At 69.7% G+C, this 22,731-nt stretch carries 25 protein-coding genes and 3 pseudogenes; 15 read left to right on the top strand and 13 right to left on the bottom strand.

All coding sequences use genetic code 11. The annotated features are described in order from the left end of the window. The coding region (locus tag AB0G56_RS40155) for a LysR family transcriptional regulator (protein WP_360980722.1) at positions 1–119 on the bottom strand (119 nt) is incomplete at its 3' end. Positions 120–213: 94 nt separating this feature from the next. On the opposite strand from AB0G56_RS40155, the gene AB0G56_RS40160 reads away from it, so the two are divergent. Genes AB0G56_RS40160 through AB0G56_RS40170 form a run of 3 tightly spaced genes read left to right on the top strand, consistent with a single transcriptional unit; the run spans position 214 to position 2,662 of the window. Further along, a complete protein-coding gene (locus AB0G56_RS40160) occupies positions 214–1,326 on the top strand; it encodes an epoxide hydrolase family protein (protein WP_360980659.1) in 1,113 nt (370 codons plus the stop codon). After that, positions 1,323–1,775, top strand: a complete 453-nt coding sequence (locus tag AB0G56_RS40165; protein WP_360980662.1) for a hypothetical protein — start codon at positions 1,323–1,325, stop codon at positions 1,773–1,775. The genes AB0G56_RS40160 and AB0G56_RS40165 overlap by 4 nt, the downstream gene beginning before the upstream one ends. Continuing rightward, positions 1,772–2,662, top strand: a complete 891-nt coding sequence (locus AB0G56_RS40170; RefSeq protein WP_360980665.1) for a fumarylacetoacetate hydrolase family protein — start codon at positions 1,772–1,774, stop codon at positions 2,660–2,662. The genes AB0G56_RS40165 and AB0G56_RS40170 overlap by 4 nt, the downstream gene beginning before the upstream one ends. A gap of 290 nt (positions 2,663–2,952) precedes the next feature. On the opposite strand, the gene AB0G56_RS40175 is transcribed toward AB0G56_RS40170, so the two are convergent. Then, positions 2,953–3,825: an aldo/keto reductase family oxidoreductase gene (locus AB0G56_RS40175; protein WP_360980668.1), complete on the bottom strand. Its 873-nt coding sequence runs from the start codon at positions 3,823–3,825 to the stop codon at positions 2,953–2,955. A 130-nt stretch (positions 3,826–3,955) separates the two neighbouring features. Between AB0G56_RS40175 and AB0G56_RS40180 the strand changes: the two genes are divergently transcribed. After that, entirely contained in the window at positions 3,956–4,399 is a 444-nt protein-coding gene (locus AB0G56_RS40180; protein WP_146468368.1) for a helix-turn-helix domain-containing protein, read from the top strand. Positions 4,400–4,452: 53 nt separating this feature from the next. Here the strand turns inward: AB0G56_RS40180 and AB0G56_RS40185 are convergent. Continuing rightward, positions 4,453–4,878 (bottom strand): annotated as a pseudogene (locus AB0G56_RS40185) (transposase); the annotation flags it as partial. Positions 4,879–5,029: 151 nt separating this feature from the next. Beyond that, a pseudogene (locus tag AB0G56_RS40190) lies at positions 5,030–5,392 on the bottom strand (transposase); the annotation flags it as partial. Positions 5,393–5,769: 377 nt separating this feature from the next. On the opposite strand from AB0G56_RS40190, the gene AB0G56_RS40195 reads away from it, so the two are divergent. Next, entirely contained in the window at positions 5,770–7,056 is a 1,287-nt protein-coding gene (locus AB0G56_RS40195; protein ID WP_360980671.1) for an MFS transporter, read from the top strand. Here AB0G56_RS40195 and AB0G56_RS40200 read toward each other — a convergent pair. Continuing rightward, positions 6,982–8,550, bottom strand: coding sequence for an AAA family ATPase (locus AB0G56_RS40200; protein ID WP_360980674.1), 1,569 nt, complete (start codon positions 8,548–8,550; stop codon positions 6,982–6,984). The genes AB0G56_RS40195 and AB0G56_RS40200 overlap by 75 nt on opposite strands. 34 nt (positions 8,551–8,584) lie before the next feature. On the opposite strand from AB0G56_RS40200, the gene AB0G56_RS40205 reads away from it, so the two are divergent. After that, positions 8,585–8,815: a hypothetical protein gene (locus AB0G56_RS40205; RefSeq protein ID WP_360980727.1), complete on the top strand. Its 231-nt coding sequence runs from the start codon at positions 8,585–8,587 to the stop codon at positions 8,813–8,815. 162 nt (positions 8,816–8,977) lie between these two features. Here AB0G56_RS40205 and AB0G56_RS40210 read toward each other — a convergent pair. Beyond that, positions 8,978–9,235, bottom strand: a pseudogene (locus AB0G56_RS40210) (relaxase domain-containing protein); the annotation flags it as partial. Here AB0G56_RS40210 and AB0G56_RS40215 point away from each other — a divergent pair. After that, a complete protein-coding gene (locus AB0G56_RS40215; protein ID WP_360980677.1) occupies positions 9,138–9,458 on the top strand; it encodes an arsenate reductase ArsC in 321 nt (106 codons plus the stop codon). The pseudogene AB0G56_RS40210 and the gene AB0G56_RS40215 overlap by 98 nt on opposite strands. Positions 9,459–9,644: 186 nt before the next feature. Here the strand turns inward: AB0G56_RS40215 and AB0G56_RS40220 are convergent, their stop codons facing one another. Next, positions 9,645–10,058: a metalloregulator ArsR/SmtB family transcription factor gene (locus AB0G56_RS40220; RefSeq protein WP_360980680.1), complete on the bottom strand. Its 414-nt coding sequence runs from the start codon at positions 10,056–10,058 to the stop codon at positions 9,645–9,647. Between the two features lie 94 nt (positions 10,059–10,152). On the opposite strand from AB0G56_RS40220, the gene AB0G56_RS40225 reads away from it, so the two are divergent. Next, positions 10,153–12,144 (top strand): heavy metal translocating P-type ATPase, encoded by a 1,992-nt coding sequence (locus AB0G56_RS40225; protein ID WP_360980683.1) that lies wholly within the window; start codon positions 10,153–10,155, stop codon positions 12,142–12,144. Continuing rightward, positions 12,141–12,548 (top strand): (2Fe-2S) ferredoxin domain-containing protein, encoded by a 408-nt coding sequence (locus AB0G56_RS40230; RefSeq protein ID WP_360980686.1) that lies wholly within the window; start codon positions 12,141–12,143, stop codon positions 12,546–12,548. The genes AB0G56_RS40225 and AB0G56_RS40230 overlap by 4 nt, the downstream gene beginning before the upstream one ends. Before the next feature lie 725 nt (positions 12,549–13,273). Here AB0G56_RS40230 and AB0G56_RS40235 read toward each other — a convergent pair. From AB0G56_RS40235 to AB0G56_RS40250, 4 genes are all read right to left on the bottom strand, one after another. After that, positions 13,274–14,407: a ParB/RepB/Spo0J family partition protein gene (locus AB0G56_RS40235; RefSeq protein WP_360980689.1), complete on the bottom strand. Its 1,134-nt coding sequence runs from the start codon at positions 14,405–14,407 to the stop codon at positions 13,274–13,276. Further along, complete coding sequence (locus AB0G56_RS40240) at positions 14,404–15,567, bottom strand: ParA family protein (protein ID WP_360980692.1); 1,164 nt, start codon at positions 15,565–15,567, stop codon at positions 14,404–14,406. The genes AB0G56_RS40235 and AB0G56_RS40240 overlap by 4 nt, the downstream gene beginning before the upstream one ends. A gap of 714 nt (positions 15,568–16,281) precedes the next feature. Continuing rightward, a complete protein-coding gene (locus tag AB0G56_RS40245; RefSeq protein WP_360980695.1) occupies positions 16,282–16,824 on the bottom strand; it encodes a hypothetical protein in 543 nt (180 codons plus the stop codon). Between the two features lies 1 nt (position 16,825). Then, positions 16,826–17,482, bottom strand: coding sequence for a hypothetical protein (locus tag AB0G56_RS40250; protein ID WP_360980698.1), 657 nt, complete (start codon positions 17,480–17,482; stop codon positions 16,826–16,828). 1,007 nt (positions 17,483–18,489) lie between these two features. On the opposite strand from AB0G56_RS40250, the gene AB0G56_RS40255 reads away from it, so the two are divergent. Then, positions 18,490–18,777, top strand: a complete 288-nt coding sequence (locus tag AB0G56_RS40255) for a DUF4287 domain-containing protein (protein ID WP_360980701.1) — start codon at positions 18,490–18,492, stop codon at positions 18,775–18,777. Positions 18,778–18,862: 85 nt separating this feature from the next. Here AB0G56_RS40255 and AB0G56_RS40260 read toward each other — a convergent pair whose 3' ends face one another. Next, positions 18,863–19,000, bottom strand: a complete 138-nt coding sequence (locus AB0G56_RS40260) for a hypothetical protein (RefSeq protein WP_360980704.1) — start codon at positions 18,998–19,000, stop codon at positions 18,863–18,865. A 108-nt stretch (positions 19,001–19,108) separates the two neighbouring features. Between AB0G56_RS40260 and AB0G56_RS40265 the strand changes: the two genes are divergently transcribed. The 5 genes from AB0G56_RS40265 to AB0G56_RS40285 all read left to right on the top strand — a co-directional run bounded on the left by AB0G56_RS40265 (position 19,109) and on the right by AB0G56_RS40285 (position 22,448). Then, positions 19,109–19,372, top strand: a complete 264-nt coding sequence (locus AB0G56_RS40265) for a transposase (protein WP_360980707.1) — start codon at positions 19,109–19,111, stop codon at positions 19,370–19,372. Between the two features lie 40 nt (positions 19,373–19,412). Next, positions 19,413–19,955: an alkylhydroperoxidase gene (locus tag AB0G56_RS40270; protein WP_360980710.1), complete on the top strand. Its 543-nt coding sequence runs from the start codon at positions 19,413–19,415 to the stop codon at positions 19,953–19,955. Positions 19,956–19,988: 33 nt separating this feature from the next. Next, positions 19,989–20,951: an oxidoreductase gene (locus AB0G56_RS40275; protein ID WP_360980713.1), complete on the top strand. Its 963-nt coding sequence runs from the start codon at positions 19,989–19,991 to the stop codon at positions 20,949–20,951. 550 nt (positions 20,952–21,501) lie between these two features. Then, positions 21,502–22,272, top strand: a complete 771-nt coding sequence (locus AB0G56_RS40280; protein ID WP_360980716.1) for a hypothetical protein — start codon at positions 21,502–21,504, stop codon at positions 22,270–22,272. Then, positions 22,248–22,448: a hypothetical protein gene (locus tag AB0G56_RS40285; protein WP_360980719.1), complete on the top strand. Its 201-nt coding sequence runs from the start codon at positions 22,248–22,250 to the stop codon at positions 22,446–22,448. The genes AB0G56_RS40280 and AB0G56_RS40285 overlap by 25 nt, the downstream gene beginning before the upstream one ends. 145 nt (positions 22,449–22,593) lie before the next feature. Here the strand turns inward: AB0G56_RS40285 and AB0G56_RS40290 are convergent. Beyond that, on the bottom strand, positions 22,594–22,731 hold a 138-nt coding region (locus tag AB0G56_RS40290), incomplete at its 5' end, for a methionine adenosyltransferase domain-containing protein (protein ID WP_360980724.1).

The following is a 22,731-nucleotide window of genomic DNA, read 5'->3' on the forward strand; positions in this document are numbered from 1 at the left end:
GGCTGCGTGGTGTGCAGGGCCTCGGCGGCACGGCCGAAGTGCTGGTGCTCGGCGACCACCGTGAAGCACTGCACCAGCCGGAGGTCGAGGTCCACGGGTGCGGGGAAACGTTCGGACACCACCCCACTCTAACTGGCCTTATGCGCAGATCGTATTACATAAGACGGAACAATCATTGGACTGCGCGCTCGTCGCGGCCGCACCGTGGTGACCATGACATCGGACAGCGTGACACCGTTTCGTATCCACATCCCGGACAGTGCCCTGGAGGATCTGAAGGACCGGCTCCACCGGGTACGCCTCCCCAGCCGGGAGACGGCACCGGACAACAGCCAGGGAGTGCAGCGGGAGCGCCTTGAGGAGCTGCTGGAGTACTGGGCCACCGGATACGACTGGCGCGCTCTGGAGCGGCGGCTCAACGACCTGGGCCAATTCCGCACGACCATCGACGGTCTCGGCCTCCACTTCATGCACGTACGCTCGCCCCGCCCCGACGCCACCCCCCTGTTGCTGCTGCACGGATGGCCGGGCTCGTTCCTGGAGTTCCTCGGGACCGTCGGCCCGCTCACCGAGCACGGCTTCCACCTCGTCGTCCCCTCGATGCCCGGCTACGGCTTCTCCGACCAGCCCGCCTCGACAGGCTGGGAACCGGACCGGATCGCCCGCGCGTACGGCGTGCTCATGCGGCGCCTCGGCTATGACTCCTACCTGGCCCAGGGAGGAGACTGGGGCGGTGTCGTCGCCACCCGCATGGGGGCGCAGCGGCCGCCGGGCCTGCGTGCGATCCACGTCAACTTCCCCGAATTCCTCGCCGCACCACCGGTCGGCGGCGACGCCCCGACCCTGGAGGAGAAGGCCGCACTCGAACAGGGCAGCCGCTTCCTCGCCGTCCACTCCGGATACCACGTCGTGCAGCGCACCCGGCCGCAGACCATCGGCTACGCCCTGACCGACTCCCCGGCCGGGCAGGCCGCCTGGATCTACGAGAAGTTCCTCGACTGGGCCCGGCCCGACGCCCTCACCCCCGACGAGATCCTCGACCACATCTCCCTGTACTGGTTCACCGGCACCGCTGCCTCCTCCGCCCGCCTGTACTGGGAGTACGCCCGGCAGCCGCTCGCCCTGACCGAGCTGGATCTTCCCGTCGGGGTCAGCGTCTTCCCGGACGAACTGACGCGTACCCCGCGCATCTGGGCCGAGCGCGCCTATCACGACCTGCGCTACTTCAACGACGACATCCCCGCGGGCGGCCACTTCGCCGCCCTGGAGCAACCCGAGCTGTTCGCCGAGGAGATCGTCAGGTTCGCGCGGACGGTGGCCGCGTGAAGACGGCCGTGACCACCGGGGGCACGGACGGTACCGGGCACGGCCTCGCCCCCATCCACCTTCAGCGCGGGGGCCGGGCCGTGGTCGTCGGGACCGGCCAGGCCAAGGCCGGGCCCGGCGCCTGGGTCATCCAGACCGACCTGGAACTCATCGACGGCAACGGGCGGCTGACCGACCCGCTCTCCGCCGGCCTCGACACGATCGACGTCCTCCGCCGGGGTGCCCCGCTCCAGCGCTCCACACGCCCGGACACCGCCGACGGCGTGGAGTCCGGCTTCACGCTGACCCACCTCAGCCGTTTCCTGGGCAGCCACGGCCTGGCCGGCCTACTCGGCCGCGCCGCCGATCCGGTCGCGCTCGACCTCGGCGGCGCCGGACCCGTCGGCTCCCACCTCGGCGCCCCTGCACGACGGCTCCACGACTGCACCCGGGAGGTGCTCGCCCGATGAAGTGGGTCAGCTACCGCTCCGCCGACGGCTCCCCACGCTGCGGCGTGGTGCACGACACCGAGATCCACAGCGTGGACATGAGCCTGTTGGAGCTGCTACGCGCCGAAGGCGGCCTGCAGGCCGCCGCAACCAGGGAACCGAACGAGATCGTCGAGCTGGCCACAGCCGACCTGCTGGCGCCGATACCGGTGCCTCCGGCGGTCCGCAACTTCGCCGCGTTCGAACGCCACATCAGCAACGCGGGTCAGGCAGCCGTCGGCGACGGCACGGTCAGCCCGGTCTGGTACGAGTATCCGCTCTTCTACTTCTCCAACCCGGCGGCGATCAAGGGACCGTACGACGAGGTCCCCATCGCCCCGGGCGCTCAGTCGTGGGACTACGAGGTCGAGGTCGCCGCGGTGATCGCCGGTGACTGCTCGGACCTCGACGCAGCCACGGCGGAGAACCACATCGCCGGCTACCTGGTCTACTGCGACTGGAGCGCACGCGACATCTCCGCGAGCGAGATGGGGTTCGTGTACGGGCCGTCCAAGAGCAAAGACGCCTCGACCAGCCTGGGCCCGTTCCTCGTCACCCCCGACGAACTGGAGCCCTACCGCTCGCACAAGGGCTATGCGCTGCGGATGGACGGGTACGTCAACGACGAGCATTACGGCGGCGGCAGCTGGAACGAGATCCACTGGTCGTTCGGCGAGATGCTGGCGCACGCGTCGCGCGGCACCACGCTGCGAGCCGGTGACATCCTCGCCAGCGGCCCTGTGGGCACCGGCTGCATCCAGGAGTTGTCCGGCCACCGCCCCTACCTGGCACCGGGAGACACGGTCCGGATCGAAGTGCAGGAACTCGGCGCGATCTCCGCACGGATCACCGCCCCAGAGCCGCCCTGACTCACCGCACGCACCAAAGACGATCTCGATCTTCCCAGTCGCCAGGAGACCACGACGATGCATCCCGCCAGCAGCCTCGACAGCAAGGCGGGCGCGGGTGTCAGTGATCATGAAGTTGCAACGCTCTGTGGGCACTGGGGAGACCTGTGCCCGTCCGCTGACCGCCCTTCTGTCAGACCAATTCGCGGCGCTGCTGCCCGAGCGCCCCTTGGTCGATCCAGCCCACGCGCTGGGAAACGCCGTCGCGGCCTTCGGGGGGGGCGACGACGTTTCGTCACGGTGCCGTGGGGTTAGCGGCCGATCTTGTCCAGCTCGGCGAGATCGTCGTCGGAGAGCTGGAGTCCCGCGCCCCCGACGTTCTCGCGCAGGTGTGCCACCGACGAGGTGCCGGGGATCAGCAGGATGTTCGGCGACCGCTGCAGCAGCCAGGCCAGGGCGACCGACATCGGCGTTGCGTCCAGCCGGGTGGCCACGGCCGTGAGGGCCGAGGACTGCAGCGGGCTGAAACCGCCGAGCGGGAAGAAGGGCACGTAGGCGATGCCCTGCTCGGCGAGCTCGTCGATCAGCTCGTCGTCCTGGCGGTGGGCGAGGTTGTACATGTTCTGCACACACACGATCGGCGCAATCGCCTGTGCCTCGGCGACCTGTTCCGCCGTCGCGTTGCTCACGCCGAGGTGCCGGATTAGGCCCTGCTGCTGGAGTTCGACGAGTGTTTCGAACGCCTCGGCGAGCGGGCCGGGCTGGGGTCCCTGTGCATCGCCGAGCCGGAGGTTGACCACATCCAGCGTCTCGAGACCGAGGTTCTCCAGGTTCTCCTGGACGGCCCGGCGCAGGTCTTCCGGCGTGCGTGCCGGGGGCCAGCCTCCCTCCTCGTCCCGGGTCGCGCCGACCTTGGTCACGATGTGCAGCGAGTCGGAGTACGGGTGCAGCGCTTCGCGGATCAGCTGGTTGGTGATGTGCGGCCCGTAGGCGTCGGCGGTGTCGATGTGGGTGATGCCGAGGCCGACGGCCTCGCGGAGAACGGCGAGTGCTCCGTCGCGGTCGGCGGGCGGGCCCATGACCCATGGGCCCGCGAGCTGCATGGCGCCATAGCCGAACCGGGTGACGGACAGGTCACCCAGGGTCCAGTTGCCGCCGGGAAGCGATGCGGAGGGGGTGCTCATGGTGTGCCTTTCATGTCGAGCCAGGGGCTGGTGCCTGACGGCTCCTTGCACCACTATTTGTGTGTAGCTTCATTTCAGGAAGTAGGCACTTCGAAGTGCGTAAGGCACCCGAGGGTGAGAGGAACGGTCCATGGCAACGTTGACGGCAGCCCAGCAGAGGGCACAGGCCAAGGCGGAGTACGACGCCTTCGTGGCGCAATGTCCCAGTCGCAAGCTGCTGGACCGGATCTCCGACAAGTGGGTCACGCTGATCCTGGCCGCGCTCGGCAGCGACAGCGCGCATCAGCCCGGCGCCGACTGCGGTGGCGAGCCCCGGGTGATGCGCTACTCGGAGCTGCAGCGTCTGTTGGCCGGCGTCAGCCAGAAGATGCTCACCCAGACGCTGCGCTCCCTGGAGCGCGACGGCCTGGTGTCCCGCACCGTGACGCCGACCGTGCCGGTCACGGTCTCCTACGAGCTGACCGATCTCGGCCTGTCGCTGTACGAGATGATGCGCGACCTCAAGGCCTGGGCCGAGGTGCACATGGACGATGTGCTTGCCAACCGCGAGACCTACGACACCCGCGTCGCCTGAACCATCAGGGCAAGACGTGGCCTGGTGCCCGTTTCGGGCACTGGCTTGGATACTCATGGGCGTCGCTTGGGGCGGTCGTCCCAGCGGTGGGTGGTCCAGGCCCGGCGGATCAGGCTACGAACGGTGATGATCGTGTCGGTGAGGTCGAAGAAGGCCTCGATGACGGTCGCGCGGCGCTCGTAGCAGCGGGCGAGGCGGTGAAAGGCGTTCTGCCAGGCGTGCGTGCGCTCGACGTGCCACCGCCGGCTCGCCTGGATCGGCGCTTTCTCACCCTTGTGCGCGATGCGGCCGCGCAGGTTGCGGGCGGCCAGTTCGGTGCGGGTCTTGTCCGAGTCATAGCCGGCATCCAGGTGCACGGTGATGTCGTCGGGTAGCGGCCCCAGGTCCTGCAGTAGGTCCAGGGTCGGAGCGAGCAGCGGGGAGTCGTGGCGGTTCGCTCCGGCGAGGACGCGGCCGAGCGGAATCCCGTAACCATCTGAAGGTCCCCTCGTAGCGTGTAGTCCGTGACAGCAGGGGATGTTGGTTGTCATGGCGGAGAAGCGTCGCCCCATCAGCGGGTGCTGCCCGAAGGTCTTCTTCCACGTCGCGGCCGCATCCCCCGGCCAACGTCCACACGCATTCGCGGACTTCAGCCCGAGCCTGCCGCAGCGCGGTCAGCGCGCGCTTCCCGCCTGCTGCCAGCGTGTCGATCAGCCGGGAGACCGTGGGATCAGAGGCCACCGGCCCGAACACTGCCGGCTCGGCCCGCAGCATGCCCACATCGGCCAGGCAGTCTCCGCCCAGCGCGACCGCGAGCGCCACGTCCAGCAGGACCTTGCCCGGATCACGAACCGCTCGAGCCTTCCGCCACGGCTCAAGCGCCGCTGATATCGCCGTATCCAGACCGGTCTTGCGGACCGTCTCCACCAGCAGCACACCACCGGCCTGCGAAACCACCCCGCGACCGCCGCCCTCGACGCGGACACGCGGGTAGGACCCGATACGCTTCTTCACCTGGAAAGTGCTTCTTTCATGCGACGACCTGGACCCTAGACAAGTCCCATCGTTGCAGGTCAGGAGCACTCTCCGCGTTTTTGATCACCCACTGGACGCCCTGCCCCGTGAAAGCGCGAGGCTAAGGCGCTGGTTCCGGAAGCGCCAGCAGGGTTCGTGGGAGCGACTGCGCCTGGCAGGCTCGCCACGCAAACACACTTCTCGCGGCCCCCACCTGTGAGCGGCGGCGCCAGTAGTACGATCCGTGCCATGCGTCGCCTTTGTGACTAGTCAGCGGTTGTTCCACAGCCACTTCTCGGGCTCTGGAGCACATACGACGTCATTTCCGTCGTTCGTCCCGGTCATCGTCCGGGACGTCATCACCGCTGGAGTCACCGGTGTTGTTCGTACGCCGCCGCTCTCACGGAAGTCTCGTCGCGCTGCTGCGTGACAACGCGGACTTCCGACGCCTCTTCTGCGCTTCCGCGCTCAGCCTGACCGGAGACTGGTTCGCCTTCGTCGCCCTGAGCAGCTTCGTCTACCACCGCACGGGCTCGCCGGGCTGGACGGCGCTGCTGTTCGCCGTCGACTCCCTCCCCGGGGTTCTGCTGCTGCCGCTGGTCGGTCCGCTCACCGACCGGTTCGACCGGCAACGTCTGCGGATCGCGTGCGACCTGGGAGCGATCATGCCGGTCGTCGGGTTGCTGGCCGCCTTTCACACAGGCTCCGTCCCACTGGTCATGGGTTGCCTGGCTGTGTTGTCGGTGTCTGCCACCATTGCGGGTCCGATCCCGGAGGCAGCTCTGCCGAACCTCGTCACCACTGGCGAACTCCCGTCGGCCCAGACCGCGCTCGGCAGCCTGTACTCGGCGGCCCTGCTCGTAGGGGCCGGGCTGGGAGGCGTGGTCACAGCCGCATGGGGCACCTCGGCCACTCTCCTCATCGACGGGGCGTCCTTTGCCGTCTCGGCGTTGCTCATCGTGAGGATCAAGCGGCCGTTCTCCAAGGCGATGACGACCGGCCGCATCCGGATACTGGCCGACACGGCCGAACTCTGGACCTTCGTACGGACCACTCCGGTGGTGGCCGCCTTCCTCTGGCTGACCATGGGGCTGCGCCTCTGCTACGGCATGGTCGGCCTGCTGCCGGTCTATGCCCTCGACCGCTTCCACGTCGGTGGCACCGGCGTCGGCCTCCTGTACCTGGCACAAGGGTTCGGAGCCATGCTCGGGCCCTTCCTGGGCAGACGGCTCACCGCCGGGTCGGTGCGCCGACGGCTGTACGTGGCCGGAGCCGCCCTGGTGCTCTTCGGCCTCGGATACCTTGCGCTGGCCCACATCGCGAGCCTCGGCCCGGGCATGGCCGCAGCCCTGATCGGCCATATAGGAGTCGGCGCGTGCGCGAACCTCGCCGTCAACAGTCTCCAGGTCGCGACTCCAGACCACATCCGCGGGCGTGTCATGGTGCTCGTCTTCGGCCTCTCCTCCGCGTTCCAAGGCGTGTCATCCCTGACCGTGGCGCCCCTGGCCGTCGCCATCGGCATGCCCGATGCCACCAGCCTCCTCGCTCTGTTCGCCATCGCCTACGGCATCACCTGGTCGATCGGCGTATCACGCATGAGGCAAGAGCAGAAGGCCACCGCACTGGACACGACCGAGGCACACGCCGCCGACCCGGCGCTCTGAGGAGGGGATCACTCTTGTGATGACGGCGGAAGCAGGCGCAGGGGGAGCGATCTTCGGCAGGTAGGCGGGTTCGTCGGCGACTTGCGGCGCCGGGGCGACGGGTTCCGGGGCGGCACGGAACTGGTCGCTCACCATGGCGTCGGCACGGTCCTGGCGCAGCAGCGCGATGTACGCCTCCAACGCGCGGTCGAGGAGCTCGGTCTCGTCACGGGGCTCGCCGAGCCGGGCCCGGGTCTCCGGGTCCTCGAGGGCCGCGGCGGGCAGCCACAGGTGGTTGGCCGTCCTGGCTCGGGTGATGCCGGGGTAGAGGGCGTACGCGTTCGCGCCCAGCCCGTAGACGAGGGCGGTGTCGGTGGTCAGGCCCTGGGAGGCGGCGATGGTCATCGCGTAGCCCAGGGAGAGGGCTCCGGCGGTGATCTGGCCGGGACTCAACCACGCTTGGGCGGTGCGGGCCTTGCCGTCGCTGTTCTTGCGCCGCCAGGTGATCTGGGCTCGGTGGTCGTCGGCGATGTCGGTGACCACGGCTCGGTAGCCGTTGAGGACGTCGGGCCCGGTGCCGCGGCGGGAGCGGTAGTCGTTGGCGCGTACGCGCACGACGTCGCCGACGGCGAGGGTGAGAGCGTCGCCGCCGGGCAGGGCGTAGCGGTGGGCGCGGCCGAGTTCGCCGGCGGCCCGGCGCAGGGCTTGGGCGCCGGTGTTCAGCAGTGCGGCGTCGTGGTTGCGTGCGGCCAGTACGACGAGGTTGTCGAGCATGTCGTGTGCGTCGTCGTAACGGGTGCGAGTCTGGTTCCAGGCGGTGAGGATGCCGCGGCGGGCGTCGTCGGCGCTGTCGGTGGCGTGGATGCGACCGCGGTCGGCGAACAGGTTCAGGGCCTGATCTCGGGCGCCGGTGCGCCAGACCTGGAGGGCGGCCCGTTCTCCCGCGTCCCTCTGGCGCCGGTCGACGGCGAGCGTCTCACCGCTGACCAGACGATGGACTTCGGCGAAGCCGCCGCCGGGGCCGATCGCCTGCAGCTGCTGCGGGTCGCCGATCGCGATGATCTTGGTGCCGGTGCGGGCGGCCTCAGTGAGCAGCACCGCCATGGAGCGGTCGTCCGTCATCGCCGCCTCGTCCAGAACCAGCACGTCGAGGCCCGCGAGGCCGGCGCCGTCGTGGATGCACTGCAGCCAGGCTGCGATGGTGCGGCAGGGGATGCCGGAACCCTCCTGCAGGTTCTGTGCGGCGATCGCGGAGAGGGAGGCGCCGGCGTAGGTCGGGCCGGTCGCGTCCCAGCCGATCCGGCAGGCCTCCATCAGGCTCGTCTTGCCCGATCCGGCGACGCCGATGACGGCGTCCCCGCCGTGCCCGGCTGTCAGCAGCCGCTCCACCACGCGACGCTGCTCGGCGGCCAGCTCGAAGCCGACGGCCACCCCGAACACCGAGACGGCGACGGCCGCCTGATCCGGGCTCAGGCGGGCGGAGCCGTCGGCATAGCGGGCCCGAGCCTGGTCCACGATGGTCTGCTCGGCCCGCAGGATGTCGAGGGGGATGTACCGCGCGGCGTGCGCCGTCAGCTGCGATCCGCGCGGCGGCAGCGCCCTGACGTACTCCCTGAACGGCGAGCACGCGCTCAGCCAGGCCTTCCAGCTCGGACGTCTCGAGGCCGAAGGGACAGGCGTCGGCGACCCGTGCGAGCAACTTCGCCTGGCTGAACTCCTTGTCGGATGCGGTCAGTCCGTGCAGCGGGTGGAAGACCTCGGCGGCGATCTGCTCGGGTGAGGGGGTGCGCGGGCCGTCGGGACCGGCCGCGACGAGCGGCCCGTCGGGGCCGGGCGGCCCAGGTGCGGCGGCCGCGACCATCGCGTCGATGTCGTAGCCGAGGTCCTCTGCGCGTTGCCGCCGTCCGGTGCGCAGGTCGAGGACGCCGGTGTCGTGCTTGGCGTAGCGGGTCGCGGCCGGCACCCGCAGCTTCTCCGCACGGCCTGCGTAGGCGCCCGCGATGGCGTCGACCTGGGCGGAGCGGCGGGAGTAGTGGTCGCGCAGCGGCTCGGGGGTGCCCTCGACCTCCCAGGCGCCGGTGCGCGGCGAGCGGGCGTGACGCATGCCGAACGGCTCGTGGGCCAGCGCGCGCACCCGGCCCTTGAACAGGGCGTCGAACGCGCGGGCGTGCCGGTGCAACCCGGAGGTCGGCATCGGCATGTCCTCCGAGACGCCGAAAGTGCTGGCCATGGAAGTGGTCCAGGCGTCCGACGTCGTCATCACCATGGGCTGCGGCGACACCTGCCCCGTCTTCCCCGGCAAGAAGTACCTCGACTGGAAACTCGACGACCCGGCCGGACAGGGAGTCGAGGCGGTCCGCCCGATCCGGGACGAGATCGAAAAGCGCGTCCGCGTCCTTCTCACCGAAGTCCACCCGCACTGACTCTTCCTGTGGCGGAACGACTGGCGCTGACATGGAGATGCCAGTGCACTCCGCCATGAGGGAAGGCATCGAGACCATCGCGGCCCTGCTCGGCATCTCGGTGGGCACCCTCTGCAACCACGTCCCCGACCTCGAAGAGCTTGGGCCTCTCGCGTCCCACGCCAACTCGAAAGCGGTCAGCGGTAGTCATCGGCCTGCCGGTGTGCCGTCCTGCCTGTTACTGGACCAGGGACTTCCCCCCTCGGTGGATACGTCGCGCAGGCCGAGCCGCAGGTGCTCGACGTGGAAGAGAGCCTGGTCCAGGAGCTCGGCGACGTGGTTGTCGTAGAGGGCGTAGACGATGGAACGGCCCCGCCGTTCTCCGGTGACGAGCCCGAGGTTGCGCAGCAGGCGCAGCTGGTGGGAGCAGGCGGAGGCTTCCATGCCCACGGCTTCGGCGAGGTCGCCGACCGCACAGGGGCCTTCCTGGAGGCGGGCCAGGATGTACAGCCGCGAAGGAGTCGCCAGGGCCTGGAGGGTGGCGGCAACGTCGGTGGCCCCCGCCGCGTCCAGGCGCTCGCGGGGGGTGGCGTGGTTCTTGTCGTCGGCTCCGTGACCCATGCCGCCCATCCTACCGGGAACACCTGAAGACCTGTTCAGATATTCCTGTACGGTGGATGTGTAGCCGTCTGCCGCCCTGAAGGGTTGTTTTGTCATGCCTTCCGACCTGCTCCAGCGGCCCGAACGGGCAGCTCCGGTCGCCTCGCGTACGGCGCCGAAGCGGCGTACCCGGGTGTTCGCACTGGCCGAGGCGCGCTGGGCCGCCGCGGCGCTGGTGCTGTTCCTGATCGCGCTGCCGCTCCAGCTGACCGGCGCACCCGCCTGGTCGTGGGGCCCTCTCTACGCCGCCGCCTACGTCACCGGCGGGTGGGAACCGGCCTGGGCCGGGCTGACGGCGCTGCGGAACAAGACCCTGGATGTCGACCTGCTGATGATCGTGGCCGCGATCGGCGCGGCCTCGATCGGGCAGGTGATGGACGGCGCGCTGCTGATCGTCATCTTCGCGACCTCCGGCGCGCTGGAGGCGCTGGCCACCGCGCGTACCCAGGACGCGGTGCGCGGTCTGCTCGACCTCGCGCCCACCACGGCCACCCGCCTGGCCGACGACGGGAGCGAGGAGAGCATCGCCACTGCCGAGCTGGTGGTCGGGGACACCATCCTGGTCCGCCCCGGCGAGCGGGTCGGCGCGGACGGCCGGGTCCTGGAGGGGACCAGCGAGGTGGACCAGGCCACCATCACCGGGGAGCCGCTGCCGGTCGCGAAGGAGACCGGGGACGAGGTCTTCGCCGGCACCCTCAACGGCACCGGTGCCCTGCGGGTCAAGGTCGAGCGGGATGCCTCCGACTCGGTGATCGCCCGGATCGTGGCCATGGTCGAGGAAGCCTCCGAGACTAAGGCGCCCACCCAGCTGTTCATCGAGAAGGTCGAGCAGCGCTACAGCCTGGGCATGGTCTTCGCGACCCTGGCGGTCTTCCTGGTCCCCCTCGCGTTCGGTGCGGACCTGACCGCCTCGCTGCTGCGGGCGATGACCTTCATGATCGTGGCGTCGCCGTGCGCGGTGGTCCTGGCGACGATGCCGCCGCTGCTCTCGGCCATCGCCAACGCCGGACGCCACGGCGTCCTGGTGAAGTCCGCCGTCGTCATGGAGCGTCTCGGGCAGGGCGACGCGGTCGCCCTCGACAAGACCGGCACCCTTACCGAGGGCACCCCCCGCGTCACCGACATCCGCCCCCTGGGCGGCTCCGGGCTGGACCAGGACACCCTGATGGCGCTGGCGGCCGCCGCCGAGCACCCCAGCGAACACCCCCTGGCCCGCGCCGTTGTCGACGCCGCCCGCACCCGCGGCCTGACGATCGCCGACACGCAGCACTTCACCTCCACTCCCGGCGTCGGTGTCACCGCCACCGTCGACGGCCACACGGTCGCGGTCGGCGCACCCGCCCGCCTCCTCGACGGCAACGACGACACCGACTCGGCCCGCGCCGCCGAGGCCGCGGCCGACCTGGAGGACGGCGGCCGCACGGCCGTCCTGGTCCTGCGCGACGGCGTCCCCGTCGGGATGCTGGGCATCGCCGACCGGCTTCGCCCCGATGCTGCCGCGACCGTCGCCGCCCTGACCACGCTGACCGGCAGCACCCCGGTGCTGGTGACGGGCGACAACCCCCGCGCCGCCGCCCGCCTGGCCGCCGAGGTCGGCATCACCGGCGACGGGGTCCATGCTGGTCTCCTGCCCGAGGACAAGGTCGAAGCCGTACGGCGTCTGGAGGCGCGGGGGCGTAAGGTGCTGGTCATCGGCGATGGTGTCAACGACGCCCCCGCTCTGGCCGCCGCCCACACCGGCATCGCGATGGGCCGGGCCGGCTCCGACCTCGCTCTGGAGACCGCCGACGCCGTCATCGTCCGCGACGAACTCGCCACCGTCCCCACCGTGATCGCGCTCTCGCGGGCGGCCCGCCGCCTGGTGGTGCAGAACCTGGTCATCGCCACGGTGTTCGTCTCCGGCCTGGTCATCTGGGACCTGGCGGGCCACCTGCCGCTGCCACTCGGCGTCCTCGGCCACGAGGGCTCGACCGTCATCGTCGGCCTCAACGGACTCCGGCTGCTGCGCGACGCCGCCTGGAACCGCGCCACCAAGGACCTGCGGTGAGCCGCCGCACCAAGAAGGCCGCCCGCACGCCGGGGGCGGCCCGGCCCACCGTCACCGTCTGCCGCGGCTGCTGCTGCGGCACCCCGGCCAAAGTGCCGCACCTGGACCACGAAGCCCAGCTCACCGACCTACGCACCCAGCTGACAGGAGTCGCGATGGTCCGGCGCACCGACTGCCTCGATGCGTGCGAGCGCGCCAACGTCATCGTCATCCAGCCCTCCGCCGAAGGCCGCAAGGCCGGCGGACGCCCGGTCTGGCTCGGACAGGTCAACGACCCCGGCGCCGCTGCCGACATCACCACCTGGGTCAAGAACGGCGGCCCCGGCCTCGCCGAGGCACCCGACATCCTCGACCTGTACACGTTCAGCCCGTCCCGACGGGTCCGCCATGAACTCGAAGACTGATCATTCCGCCTGGCCGGGAGTCACTGACACTGCCCATGGCAGAACGACTGACATACCCGTGGCGGACGACAGAAGGGCGGTCCCCGTGACACTCGATCAGGAGGCCGTCCCCGTCCTTGGTGACGTGTGCCGGTGCGTGCCAAACGGCAGAAGCCCCCGGTCGCTGGGCGCGCGGTCGGGGGCTTCGGGGAGGTGTCGGGCGGTGGTGCCGTCACCGGTTTCGGTGTCGGAGCGGGGGCGGCCGCGGTCGTCGTGGGTCGGGCCGGGGTCCCGGACTGCGCCTTCTCGATGAACAGCTTCGCCAGCTTGTGCCCGTGCTGGCGGGGCCAGCGACGCACGATGCGCTCCTGGTCCTCCAGCCTGAACCCGTCCAGCTGGCTGCCGGTGAACACCCTGACGACTCGTCTGAGTCGGGGGGACTCTCGGAGCTGGCCACGATCGAGCGCTTCAGTATGCGGTCGACGGGGAGGCAGCAGAGGCTGCCGGACGGACCGGTGGCACAGGGAGGTGTACGAATGCCGGAGAAGAGCGTATGGGGCGACCACGCGGAGAGCCGGGTGGACAGGGCGTCCGAGCGAGAAGGTGAGGAAAAGCAGACCGACGCCATCGGACGGCATCGGCGTGGTCGGTCCGTCGGCCGCCACGAGCAGTTGGTGGCCACCACGGCCCCGCTCCCGCCATACGCTCAAGGCGAGCGGGGCCGATGGGTGGCTCTGTTCCGGGTGCTACTGGGCTCCCAGCTCGGCCAGCAGGGCCTTGTACTCGTCCGGGTGCTCGTCCCTCAGGACATCCATCCACACCCGAGCCCCCTGCATGAACGTCTCCGGCTTCATCTTCTGGTGGAGGTGGTGCACGCAGTAGAAGGCGTCGTCGTACGGGAGCTGCTTGGGCTGCTTGGGCTGCGCCGCTTCTGTTGTCGCTGCCCGGGGTTCTGCTGCGCTGGTGCGCGGTTCCGGGATGGACTCGGCAGCCTGCTCGCGCTCCGTGGACGGGACGGCTGGACCGGACGGGGAAGGAGCGGACGGGGACGGGGACGGAGCGGGCGGCGAAGCAGCGGGGTCGGCAGGCGCCTCCGGGATTATCACGCCGTGATAATCGGCCGGGCCTGCTGACCGGTCCACGACCTGCTGCGGTCGTGCCTCTGCCTTCCTGCGGGCTGCTTCCGCCCGTTCGTCCGCCTTGGCCTTCTGCTCCTCGGGGGACAGCTTGCCGAGGTTGCGGACGTGCTCCACCTTCCTCTCCCCGGTCACCAGGCCCTTCTGGAGTTCCGGGGTGAGCTTCAGCAAGGACAGCTTGCTGGAGATGGTGTTCTGCGGAATGCCCAGTCGCTTGGCGGCCTTGGTCTGGGAGCCGTAGTAGTCGACCAGGGTCTTCAGCGCGTGCGCCTCTTCGAGGTCGGTCATGTCGTCGCGGTGGTAGTTCGCGACGAACGCGGCCTCGAGAAGGGTTTCATCGGTGGCGACACGGCCGTTGTCGACGCGGACCGGGATGGTGGCCAACCCGACGCGGCGGGCGGCCTCGAGACGACGGTGGCCGTCGACGACGATGTACTGCGCTCCGTCGTCGAGGTCGTCCGCGCGGTCCGGCCGGTTGCGGAGGTAGGCCTCGACCGTGGCGACGGCGATGGGGATGATGATGCCGACCTCGCGGACGGTCTGCACCGTCTCGTCGAGGTTGCGCAGGTGGTTGCGCGGGTTGTCGGGGTTATCGCTGACAAGGGTGACCGGCAGCTCGGTGATGGCCGCCGTGGACGCCTCTTCGCCCGCGATGGTCTTGTCGATGAGGCTGCGGCGGGAGGACCGGGCGCCGAGAGCCGCGCCGAACGCCGGTGCCGATCCCAGGGTGTCGGCCTTGCTCAACGGGTCGCTCCCTTCGCTACTTGCCGCATGGCTTCCGCCTGGTCGCTGAGGGGGGCATAGCTCAGCAGCGGCATCCGCTTGCGCACCGCTTCACGCTGCTCCTTCAGGTCGCCGATGACGGCGAGGACCTTCGGGTCGCCGAGAGCCTTCCAGTTGTCCAGGGAGGACGTGGCGACGTAGCCGCGCCGGGAGTCGTACAGGTTCACGACCAGGCCGAGGTAGTCGACGTCGAGGGAGAGGTCCTCGCAGAGGTCTTCGATCTGCCGGGCCAGCATGCCGTAGGCCGTGGCCGACGAGTCCTCGGCGAGGACGGGGATGATCACGCCGGACACACCGGCGGTTTCGCCGCGGCGCCGGCGCCCGTAGTAGAGGGCGGCGTCCATGGCGATGCCGAGGCTGGGCGGGCAGTCGATGATGATGACGTCGTACTCGGCTTCCAGGGGGCGCAGGGCGAGCTCGAGGGCTGCCTCCTTCTGGAATCCGCGCTTCTGGGTCGCCACAACGGCGATCTTGGCGTCGAGGAGGAACCCGTCGAAGCAGGCGGGCAGGACATGCAGGCGCTTCTCGAACCGCGGATCCTCTATCACCACGACGAGGTCGCGCAGATCGCCCCCGCCTTCGCCGCACATGTGGGAAACCAGGCTGTTGTGGTTGGGCTCGATCTGGGGAACGCCGAGCTGCTCGCTGAGATGCCCCTGAGGGTCGAAGTCGACGATGAGGACCCGCTTGCCCGCCTCGGCGTAGGCCTGGCCGATGCCGGCGGAGATGGCTGTCTTGCCCACCCCGCCCTTCTGGTTGCCGACGATCTTCCGCTCGGGATCGGTTCCGCGGGCACCGTGCTGGGGGGAGGGGTTCGCGTCGAGCCAGTCACGGACCGACTGGGCAAGGCCCTGGGTGTAGGAGACACCGCGGTCGGTGCAGGTCTCCTTGAACTGCTCGTACAGGCCCGGCGGAAGCCAGGTGGAGAACGACTTGGCGCCGGCCGTGTCGACCTCTGTACCGGTGCCTGTGCTGTCGCGCCACTCGTTGATCGCCGCCTCGACGGCGTCCTGGATGTCCAGACTGAGCTCGGCTGCGCGGACCTTCAGTGCTTGCTGGAGCGCCGAGGGCAGCTTGGACGCTACCTTTTCCCGGTCTCCGTCGGGGTATGGAGAAGCCATGACGTCAGCATACTGACTCAACGGGAGATAGTGGCACCCGGTTTGCAAGTTCTGACATGGTTTCACCCGGCCGACGTCCTCCCGGGATTATCACGCCGTGATAATCGCCCCGGGGCGCACCAACGGGCCGGGCGCCAGGCTTCTCATGCGCATCACTCTCAAGGGCGTGCAGTAAGTTGCCTGCTATGACTGGACTCGATTCCACACCGAATCATTGTTCGGCGCCGTACTCCTCGAACCGCTGCGCCTCGGTGAACCAGTCGAATGCCGCCGCGCATGCCTCGGCGGTGTATCCGCGTCCTCCTCACTCGCACCTTCCGGCTGAGGGCCGCTCGTAGTCTGCCCGTGCGCGCCCGCCGGAGGTGCGGTACGGAGTAGAGGAGAGCGGGGTCCCGCAGTTGGCGACCGAGGCCGATGCCCAGGCGATTATCACGGCGTGATAATCGCCGACGCTCCGCTCTCTGCTACACCACCCCACAGGCAACGCGGACTCGGCTGCTGGTCGACCCGGGGGTTCTTGTGCGGGCAGAAAGCGTCAGACTCGCTCCGCGGCGGACGCTGCCGCGGTGGACGTCCACCGCGGAGCCCAACAGCACGACGCTCGCGTCATGGTCCAGCATGGCGCCGACGGGAACCAAGCGGTAGACTGCATTCCGAAACCTAGACACATTGAGGCCCCCGCTCCGGCGGGGGCCTCAATGGTTTCGGCTGGTTCTACGGACGGGACGTCCTCCGCCGCGACCGGCCGCGGGCCGTCGAGAGGTTCAGTACCTCCGCGGTTCCCTCGCCGGTGGTCTGGGCCGGCCTGGACTGGCCTGGCGAACTCCTGCGGCCCAGACGCTTCTCCCTCTTCTCCTGCTCGGCCTGGGCGACAGCGGCGTCATACCGTTCCTGGTAGTCGTCCACATCGAGGCGGTCAGCGGGGTCCAGTCTCCCGATGGCCTCCAAGTGCTCGGTGACGCTGCGCGCGCCGCTGATCATCGGGTTCAGAAGGTAGACACCCTTGGCCTGGCGGAAGACGAGCTTGGCAAGGATCAGTGCCTGCAGGCCTCGCCCGACCATGGAACGGTGTACATCCAAGGCTTCGGCCAGTTCCTCTTCCGTGACCAGGCAGAGCCCTCCTGGTTCCTGGGTCCCGAGGAGCCGGAAGAGCACCCGGTACGCGATCCCCGGCATCGCGGGCATGTACGCAAGGCCGTTGAACGTGCCGTATGTCAGCTCTGGCGGCTCCGGGTTCGCAGACGCTGCGGTCCTCATCTCACGCCTCCGGTTTCTTCTTCGTGCTCTTACGCTTGCGCGTCTTCGATGACGGTTCGGGCAGTTTCGCACCCGGAAGGGCCATGTCTCTGAATTCCTCCGGAACAGCTGTGTCAAGCACGAGTTCGTTCAGAAGGCTCAGTTGCTCCACCTGGACCTTGACCTTCTTGGCGGACGACCCTCGAACGGGTTTCTGGATCAAACGGTATCCCCCCCGCAGGGTCACCGCGGGCTGGAGCTGGAGGGACCCCTTCTTCGGCGAGTAGGCCAGGCCCAGCCGCTTCAGCTTGATCTGGGCCCGGGATACCTGAGCAGGGTCCATCTCCAGCTCGGCAGCGATCTCGGCCTGCTTGAGTTCGACTGCCCCTCCGACTTCCTGGCTCCCCATCATGTAGAGCAGCACGCACAGGGTGACGTTGTCGCCCCGGAAGTACCGGGCAGCCCAGCGCAGGAACTCCAGGCTGTCCTGGGCGAAGTACTTACCGATGAAGTCGCCGGCCGTGACGGGGGGTCTGACTTCCGCCGTGTGGCCGACGGGCAGCTCGACGAGGTTCTTCCTCGGCCCCAGGGCGCCGGCGTACGGACTGCTGAGGCTCGGCGCCCTGGGCGCGGACGAGCCGGGGACCCGGCGAGGGTCCCTCTGAGGCTGGGCGGGCATGACGCTATGTGCTCCTCAAGATCGAAACCTAGACGCGGAGCACACTAGTGATTGCGCATATAGATAGCAACGGCGCGATGTATCTGCGCGTTGGGCGTGTCGAACATGTCTTCAGAGTCATGTTCGCGACACTCGCGAACCCTGTCTCGGGATTGCGCACATAGGTCGCAATCAACCGGCGCACAGCCGCGAAACCTCCCGCGCGATTGCGCATCTAGGTCGCAATAAATCGGCGGAACTTGACTCCAGAGACAAGTTTCACGCCCTGAAAATGACTTGGGAGTCATGTTGCGAGGGCTCCTCACCCCCTCTGACCTGCAAGGATGTGACGCTCTCTAATCTCTATAAGTGCGGGTTGGTCTGGGCCTGGCCCCTGGCGAATCACCTTGGTACTTGCGTCGAGCGTCATGCACGGGCCACCACCAGCCGCTCACACGAAGCCTGCGGTAGCGGAGGTCCCCTGACCTACGTCGTCGCTCTCGTTCTCATCCTCAGCACCCAACTGCCCCTTCGGCCTCGACCACCGAAAGCCAGCCACAACGATGCCCGCAGCCGAAGCGGCAGGCGCGCGTATGTTTCCAGCAACTCGATCCGGTCCCAGCCACGCTTCTTCTGGTGAAGGGCGGCCTCAGGCCGACGACGAACGTGATGTGGCATCAGAAGCGCCCCCGGGGAACTGGTGTTGTCGGTGTAGGCAGGCCTCTGTGTGATTCACAGAATGTGAAGGCCTTCCAGCGCGAACGATCTCCCAGAACGCCTCGGGCTCCTCGGGCTCCTCGGGCGCCTCGGCAAGCCGACTCCCGTCGCTGGACCGGGCCGGGAGAGCGGCGGCCATCTCGGTCCTTGTGGATCGGCTGACCGTACGGCGATGTGTTGGTGCGCCCGGGTTCAACGTGCCGAAGTCGCGTCGAGCAAGCAGCGTGATGAGAGCCGGAGGCGGGCGGGAAGGCACCCTTGGGTGAGTCGCTCCGTAACCGGCACGGACGATTCGGGAAGCGAGGACGTACATGTCGTTTCAGGCGTACCTGGACAACATCGAGGACAAGACGGGCCTGACCCCCCGGCAATTCATCGAGCTGGCGAAGGAACGCGGCTTCGAGGGCCCGGAGCTGAAGGCGGGTCCGGTGCTGGAGTGGCTGAAGGATGACTACGGTCTGGGCCGCGGTCACGGGATGGCTCTGGTGCACGTGTTCAAGAACGGCGCGCAGATCTCCGCCAAGCACGTCGGCTCGGACGGGACGCACCGTGACGACTCCGACATGCTGTGGCTGGAGGGCAAGAACAACCGCCCGTGAGTCGCCACCGGGCCTCCTTGCGGTACCACGGAGACGCCGGCTCACCGTCGGGTGAGTCGGCGTCGCGCGCGTTTCAGCCGCCAGCTCACCGGTCGCTCGGGGTGGACGGGCGGCTGTCCGGGTGGACGACCGACCGCGTGACGGTGCGGACCTCGTGGCCGACGTCCTGACGCGGGCCGGAACCGGCCTCGAAGTCGTGGTTGTCGGCCTCGAGGATCTGCATGATTCCGCTCGTTCTCCTTGAGAGGTTGTCTCACAGGTGTGAGTTGGTTGCGGCATGATGTGGGGCTGTAGGGGTTGATCTGGCGCGCCGGCTGGTGCCGGGCGGGTCATGGGAGCTTGCCGCTCCGTTGTTGCCGGTGTTCAAGTCCCGTCCGCAGGGCGGCGTACAGCCCCGGTGGACGTGCGGGCGGCGTTCGCCGCGGGGGTGTACGTGCTGACCAGCGGCTGTGCCTGGCGGCACCTGCCGGGCGAGTTCGGGGTCTCGCCGGCCACCGCGCACCGCAGGTTCACGGCCTGGCTGAGGACACCGGCCGTGCCACGAGGACTCCGCATTCTGGGAGTTGGCCGAACCTTGCCCGGGCTCCGACGATGACAATGTCCCGTCGGAAACACGGTAGACAAGGACATAAACCGTGCCCCACATCGAGCTCACGAACGACCTTCCCGGCATCAGCGGGCTGTTCGCCCAGCGCCCGGACACCGCGGGCGTGCTGTCGCAGCTCGCCGAGACCTTGCTGCGCAGCGGCTCCTCGCCGCTGAGCCGGGGCGAGCGCGAACTGATAGGCGCCTACGTGTCCAGCTTGAACTGCACCGACTTCTGCGCCGGTTCGCACAGCGCGTTCGCGGCGGCACAGCTCGACGGCGGCGCCGAACTCGTCGCCGCCGTCCTCGCCGACCCGGACACGGCCCCGATACCGCCACTGCTGAGGGCCCTGCTGAGGGTGGCCGCCGAGGTGCAGGCGAAGGCGGCCCCGGTGTCCGACAAGGCGATAGCCGCCGCCCGCGCCGAGGGCGCCACCGACACCCACATCCACGACACGGTCCTGATCGCGGCCGCGTTCGCGATGTTCAACCGGTACGTCAACGGTCTGGCCACCGAGGTTCCGGCGGAACCGACGTTCTACGACGTGGCGGCCGAACTCGTCGTCAACCACGGATACGAAGCCGCGCACTGACGGAGCGTCAGTGCGCGGCCCGAGGAGGATGACATGGCGTGGTCCACCGCGCACGTTCCCGGCCTGAGCGGCCGCACCGTCCTGGTCACCGGCGCATCGGGGGGCATCGGCCGGGAGACGGTCCGGGTGCTTGCCGCCCACGGGGCGCATGTCGTCCTCGCCTGCCGCAGCACGGAGCGGGGGCAGGAGGTGGCCGCGTGGGCCGGCGGCAGCACCGAGGTACTGGAGCTGGACCTGGCGTCGCTGGACTCGGTGCGCCGGGCGGCGGCGCGGGTGCGTGACCGGCACGGGCGCCTGGACCTGCTGGTGAACAACGCCGGCGTGATGTTCCCGTCGTACGGGCGTACGGCGGACGGCTTCGAGGCGCACTTCGGGGTCAACCACCTCGGTCACTTCGCGCTGACGGGGCTGCTGCTCGACCTGATGACAGCGGTGCCGGGCTCGCGGGTCGTCACGGTCGGGAGCCTCGCCCACCGGGCGGCCTTCGGCCGTCTCGATGCGGACCGTGCCCGGTCCGCATCGGGGCGTCGGTCGGTGACGGCGTACGGGCGTTCCAAACTGGCGAACCTGCTGTTCGCCCGGGAGCTGGAGCGCCGCCTGACCGCGGCCGGCGCCACCACCCTCTCGGTCGCCGCGCATCCGGGGCTGTCGCCGACCGCGCTGTGGCACGGTGACCCTCCTGCCCTGCTGCGGCCGGTGGTAGCGGCAGGGATGCGCTGGCTGGCGCAGCCGCCGGAGGCAGCTGCGCTGCCGTCGCTGCGGGCGGCGACGGCCCCCCGGGTGCCGGGCGACTATCTGGGGCCCGCGCGGCGGTTCGGGAGCCGTGGGGCGCCGGTGCCCGCACGGTCCAGCCGCGCGGCACGCGACACGGCGGCGCAGGCCCGGCTGTGGGAGCTGTCCGAGGAACTGACCGGTGTGCGCTACGACTTCCCGTTCGCGCCCGCGCCGGTGGAGCCGATCGTGGGCGTGTGCCCGGTCACGGGAGCCCGGGGCTGATCGCCGTGGCGGCCGGGGCGAGCATCGCGGCCGGTGTGGGCGCGGGCGTCGCCGGAGCGGGCCTGGCCGGCCGGTTCCGGCCGGTGGCGGCCTGGGCGTGGATGTGGCGGGACTTCGACGACGTGCTGCCGGACGTCGGCCCGGTGCGGGCCGAAGCGGCGCTGCCGGACCTGGCCCTCCTACTGCCGGAGTCCGACGGCGGATCCGGCGGAGGGGCCGGGGGACACCCGGTGCCGGGCTGGTTCCCGTGGCCGGGGACGGTGCGCGCGACGACGCCCGGAACGAGGGCGAGGGCTGTTGTTCCTCTGACTGCGGGCGATCCCTCCGGCGGTGGGGGCCCCGGCGGGCCGCGTGGCGGCGCGGGTGGGTGCCGACTTCTCGAAGCGTGCCGTGGTTCTTCCTCTGTGCTCGATACCTGTACGTGACCCTGGCGTGCGTGCGCGCGGACCTGCCGTGCCGCTCTGCAGCCACTTCCTTCCCGAAAGGCGATTTCGTCATGGTGCAGACAGCGCACCGGCCTGCCTCCTCCCCGTCCCGGAAGCGGGTGTCCGTGGACCCCCTTCCTGCGACGTCCTCGTTCTTCTTCAACGGCCACGCCCCGCGCCGCCGCGCGCTGGTCGCCGTGGTCAGCGCGCTGTTCGGCTTCGCGCTGACAGTGGTGTGGTCCGCGAAGTTCGTCGACCAGACGGTCGGCGACAACGTCGCGGACACCCTGCTCGGGCATGCCGCCAAGGGCACACCGATCGCGGGTGCCGCCGCGGGCCTGGCGTTCGCACTGGCCACCGGTGTCGCGGGGACGTTCACCGCGTGCAACGTGGCCGTGTTCAGCGCTCTGGCGCCGCTGACCGGCGGTCCTTCTACGTCCCGACGGGGCCGGATGGCCGCCGCGCTGCGTCCGCTGAGCCGGCTCGCCCTCGGCGCGGTCGTCGTGTCAGCCGTGTACGGGGCGGTGGTGGCCGTCGCCGGTACCGGCATGCCGCAGTTCGACGGAGGCCAGGGCGGCGGTGGCGGGTTCTCCGGGCGGCTGGTGCAGGCGATGGTGGTCTTCGGGCTGATCGGCCTGCTGATGACGTATCTCGGTGTGGCCTCGCTGGGCGTGGTGCGTGACCCGTTGGCGCGGGTGTCCCGGCGTTTCCCCGGCGCGCCGATGCTGCTCATGGGTGGCCTGGTCGGCGCCTTCCTCATCGGGCGTCCCTACCCGTTGTTCCGCCAGCTGTTCCACGACGCGGCCGAGAGCCACGACCCGTTCTACGGGCCCTCGCGTTCGGTTTGCAGTCGCTCGGCAACATCGTCGTCATGTCGGTGCTGTTCCTGCTGGTGACCGCTTTGTTCGGGGACCGGCTGCACCGCTGGACGGCGCGGCGCCCGAGCGGCGCGTCGGCGCTGATGGCGGCGAGTTTCCTGGCGGCGGGCGTGTTCCTGGTCCTGTACTGGGACGTGCGGATCCTGGCCGCCCGTGGCCTGATCTGGTACCCGCTGGCTCCCTGGGCGATGTGAGAGGACCGCGGGGAACCCGGTGCCGCCCGGCCGGGAGGCCTCCTCCGGCCGGGCCGCATGTCGTCCGTCGATGGGTCAGGTATTCGTGGCGGCGAGCTGCGGGTCGTCCAGGACGGGGACGATGTCGGCTCCTCTCGCGGGGGCCTTAAGCGAGGCCGGCCGCAGCGTGCAGGGCCGCGGCGCGGTCGGTGCGCTCCCAGGTGAAGTCGGGCAGCTCGCGGCCGAAGTGGCCGTAGGCGGCGGTCTGGGAGTAGATCGGGCGGAGCAGGTCGAGGTCGCGGAT

Origin of the sequence: Streptomyces sp. NPDC021356, from assembly GCF_040641015.1 — a bacterium.
Taxonomy (GTDB): domain Bacteria; phylum Actinomycetota; class Actinomycetes; order Streptomycetales; family Streptomycetaceae; genus Streptomyces.

Coding starts and splice junctions, on each gene's coding strand:
- AB0G56_RS40225 (WP_360980683.1), top strand. CDS start 10,153: ATGCCTTCCGACCTGCTCCAGCGGCCCGAACGGGCAGCTCCGGTCGCC.
- AB0G56_RS40240 (WP_360980692.1), bottom strand. CDS start 15,567: ATGGCTTCTCCATACCCCGACGGAGACCGGGAAAAGGTAGCGTCCAAG.
- AB0G56_RS40265 (WP_360980707.1), top strand. CDS start 19,109: ATGGGAGCTTGCCGCTCCGTTGTTGCCGGTGTTCAAGTCCCGTCCGCA.
- AB0G56_RS40160 (WP_360980659.1), top strand. CDS start 214: ATGACATCGGACAGCGTGACACCGTTTCGTATCCACATCCCGGACAGT.
- AB0G56_RS40255 (WP_360980701.1), top strand. CDS start 18,490: ATGTCGTTTCAGGCGTACCTGGACAACATCGAGGACAAGACGGGCCTG.
- AB0G56_RS40180 (WP_146468368.1), top strand. CDS start 3,956: ATGGCAACGTTGACGGCAGCCCAGCAGAGGGCACAGGCCAAGGCGGAG.
- AB0G56_RS40275 (WP_360980713.1), top strand. CDS start 19,989: ATGGCGTGGTCCACCGCGCACGTTCCCGGCCTGAGCGGCCGCACCGTC.
- AB0G56_RS40170 (WP_360980665.1), top strand. CDS start 1,772: ATGAAGTGGGTCAGCTACCGCTCCGCCGACGGCTCCCCACGCTGCGGC.
- AB0G56_RS40250 (WP_360980698.1), bottom strand. CDS start 17,482: ATGCCCGCCCAGCCTCAGAGGGACCCTCGCCGGGTCCCCGGCTCGTCC.
- AB0G56_RS40285 (WP_360980719.1), top strand. CDS start 22,248: ATGTCGGTGCTGTTCCTGCTGGTGACCGCTTTGTTCGGGGACCGGCTG.
- AB0G56_RS40215 (WP_360980677.1), top strand. CDS start 9,138: ATGCCGAACGGCTCGTGGGCCAGCGCGCGCACCCGGCCCTTGAACAGG.
- AB0G56_RS40175 (WP_360980668.1), bottom strand. CDS start 3,825: ATGAGCACCCCCTCCGCATCGCTTCCCGGCGGCAACTGGACCCTGGGT.
- AB0G56_RS40220 (WP_360980680.1), bottom strand. CDS start 10,058: ATGGGTCACGGAGCCGACGACAAGAACCACGCCACCCCCCGCGAGCGC.
- AB0G56_RS40245 (WP_360980695.1), bottom strand. CDS start 16,824: ATGAGGACCGCAGCGTCTGCGAACCCGGAGCCGCCAGAGCTGACATAC.
- AB0G56_RS40260 (WP_360980704.1), bottom strand. CDS start 19,000: ATGCAGATCCTCGAGGCCGACAACCACGACTTCGAGGCCGGTTCCGGC.
- AB0G56_RS40205 (WP_360980727.1), top strand. CDS start 8,585: ATGTACCGCGCGGCGTGCGCCGTCAGCTGCGATCCGCGCGGCGGCAGC.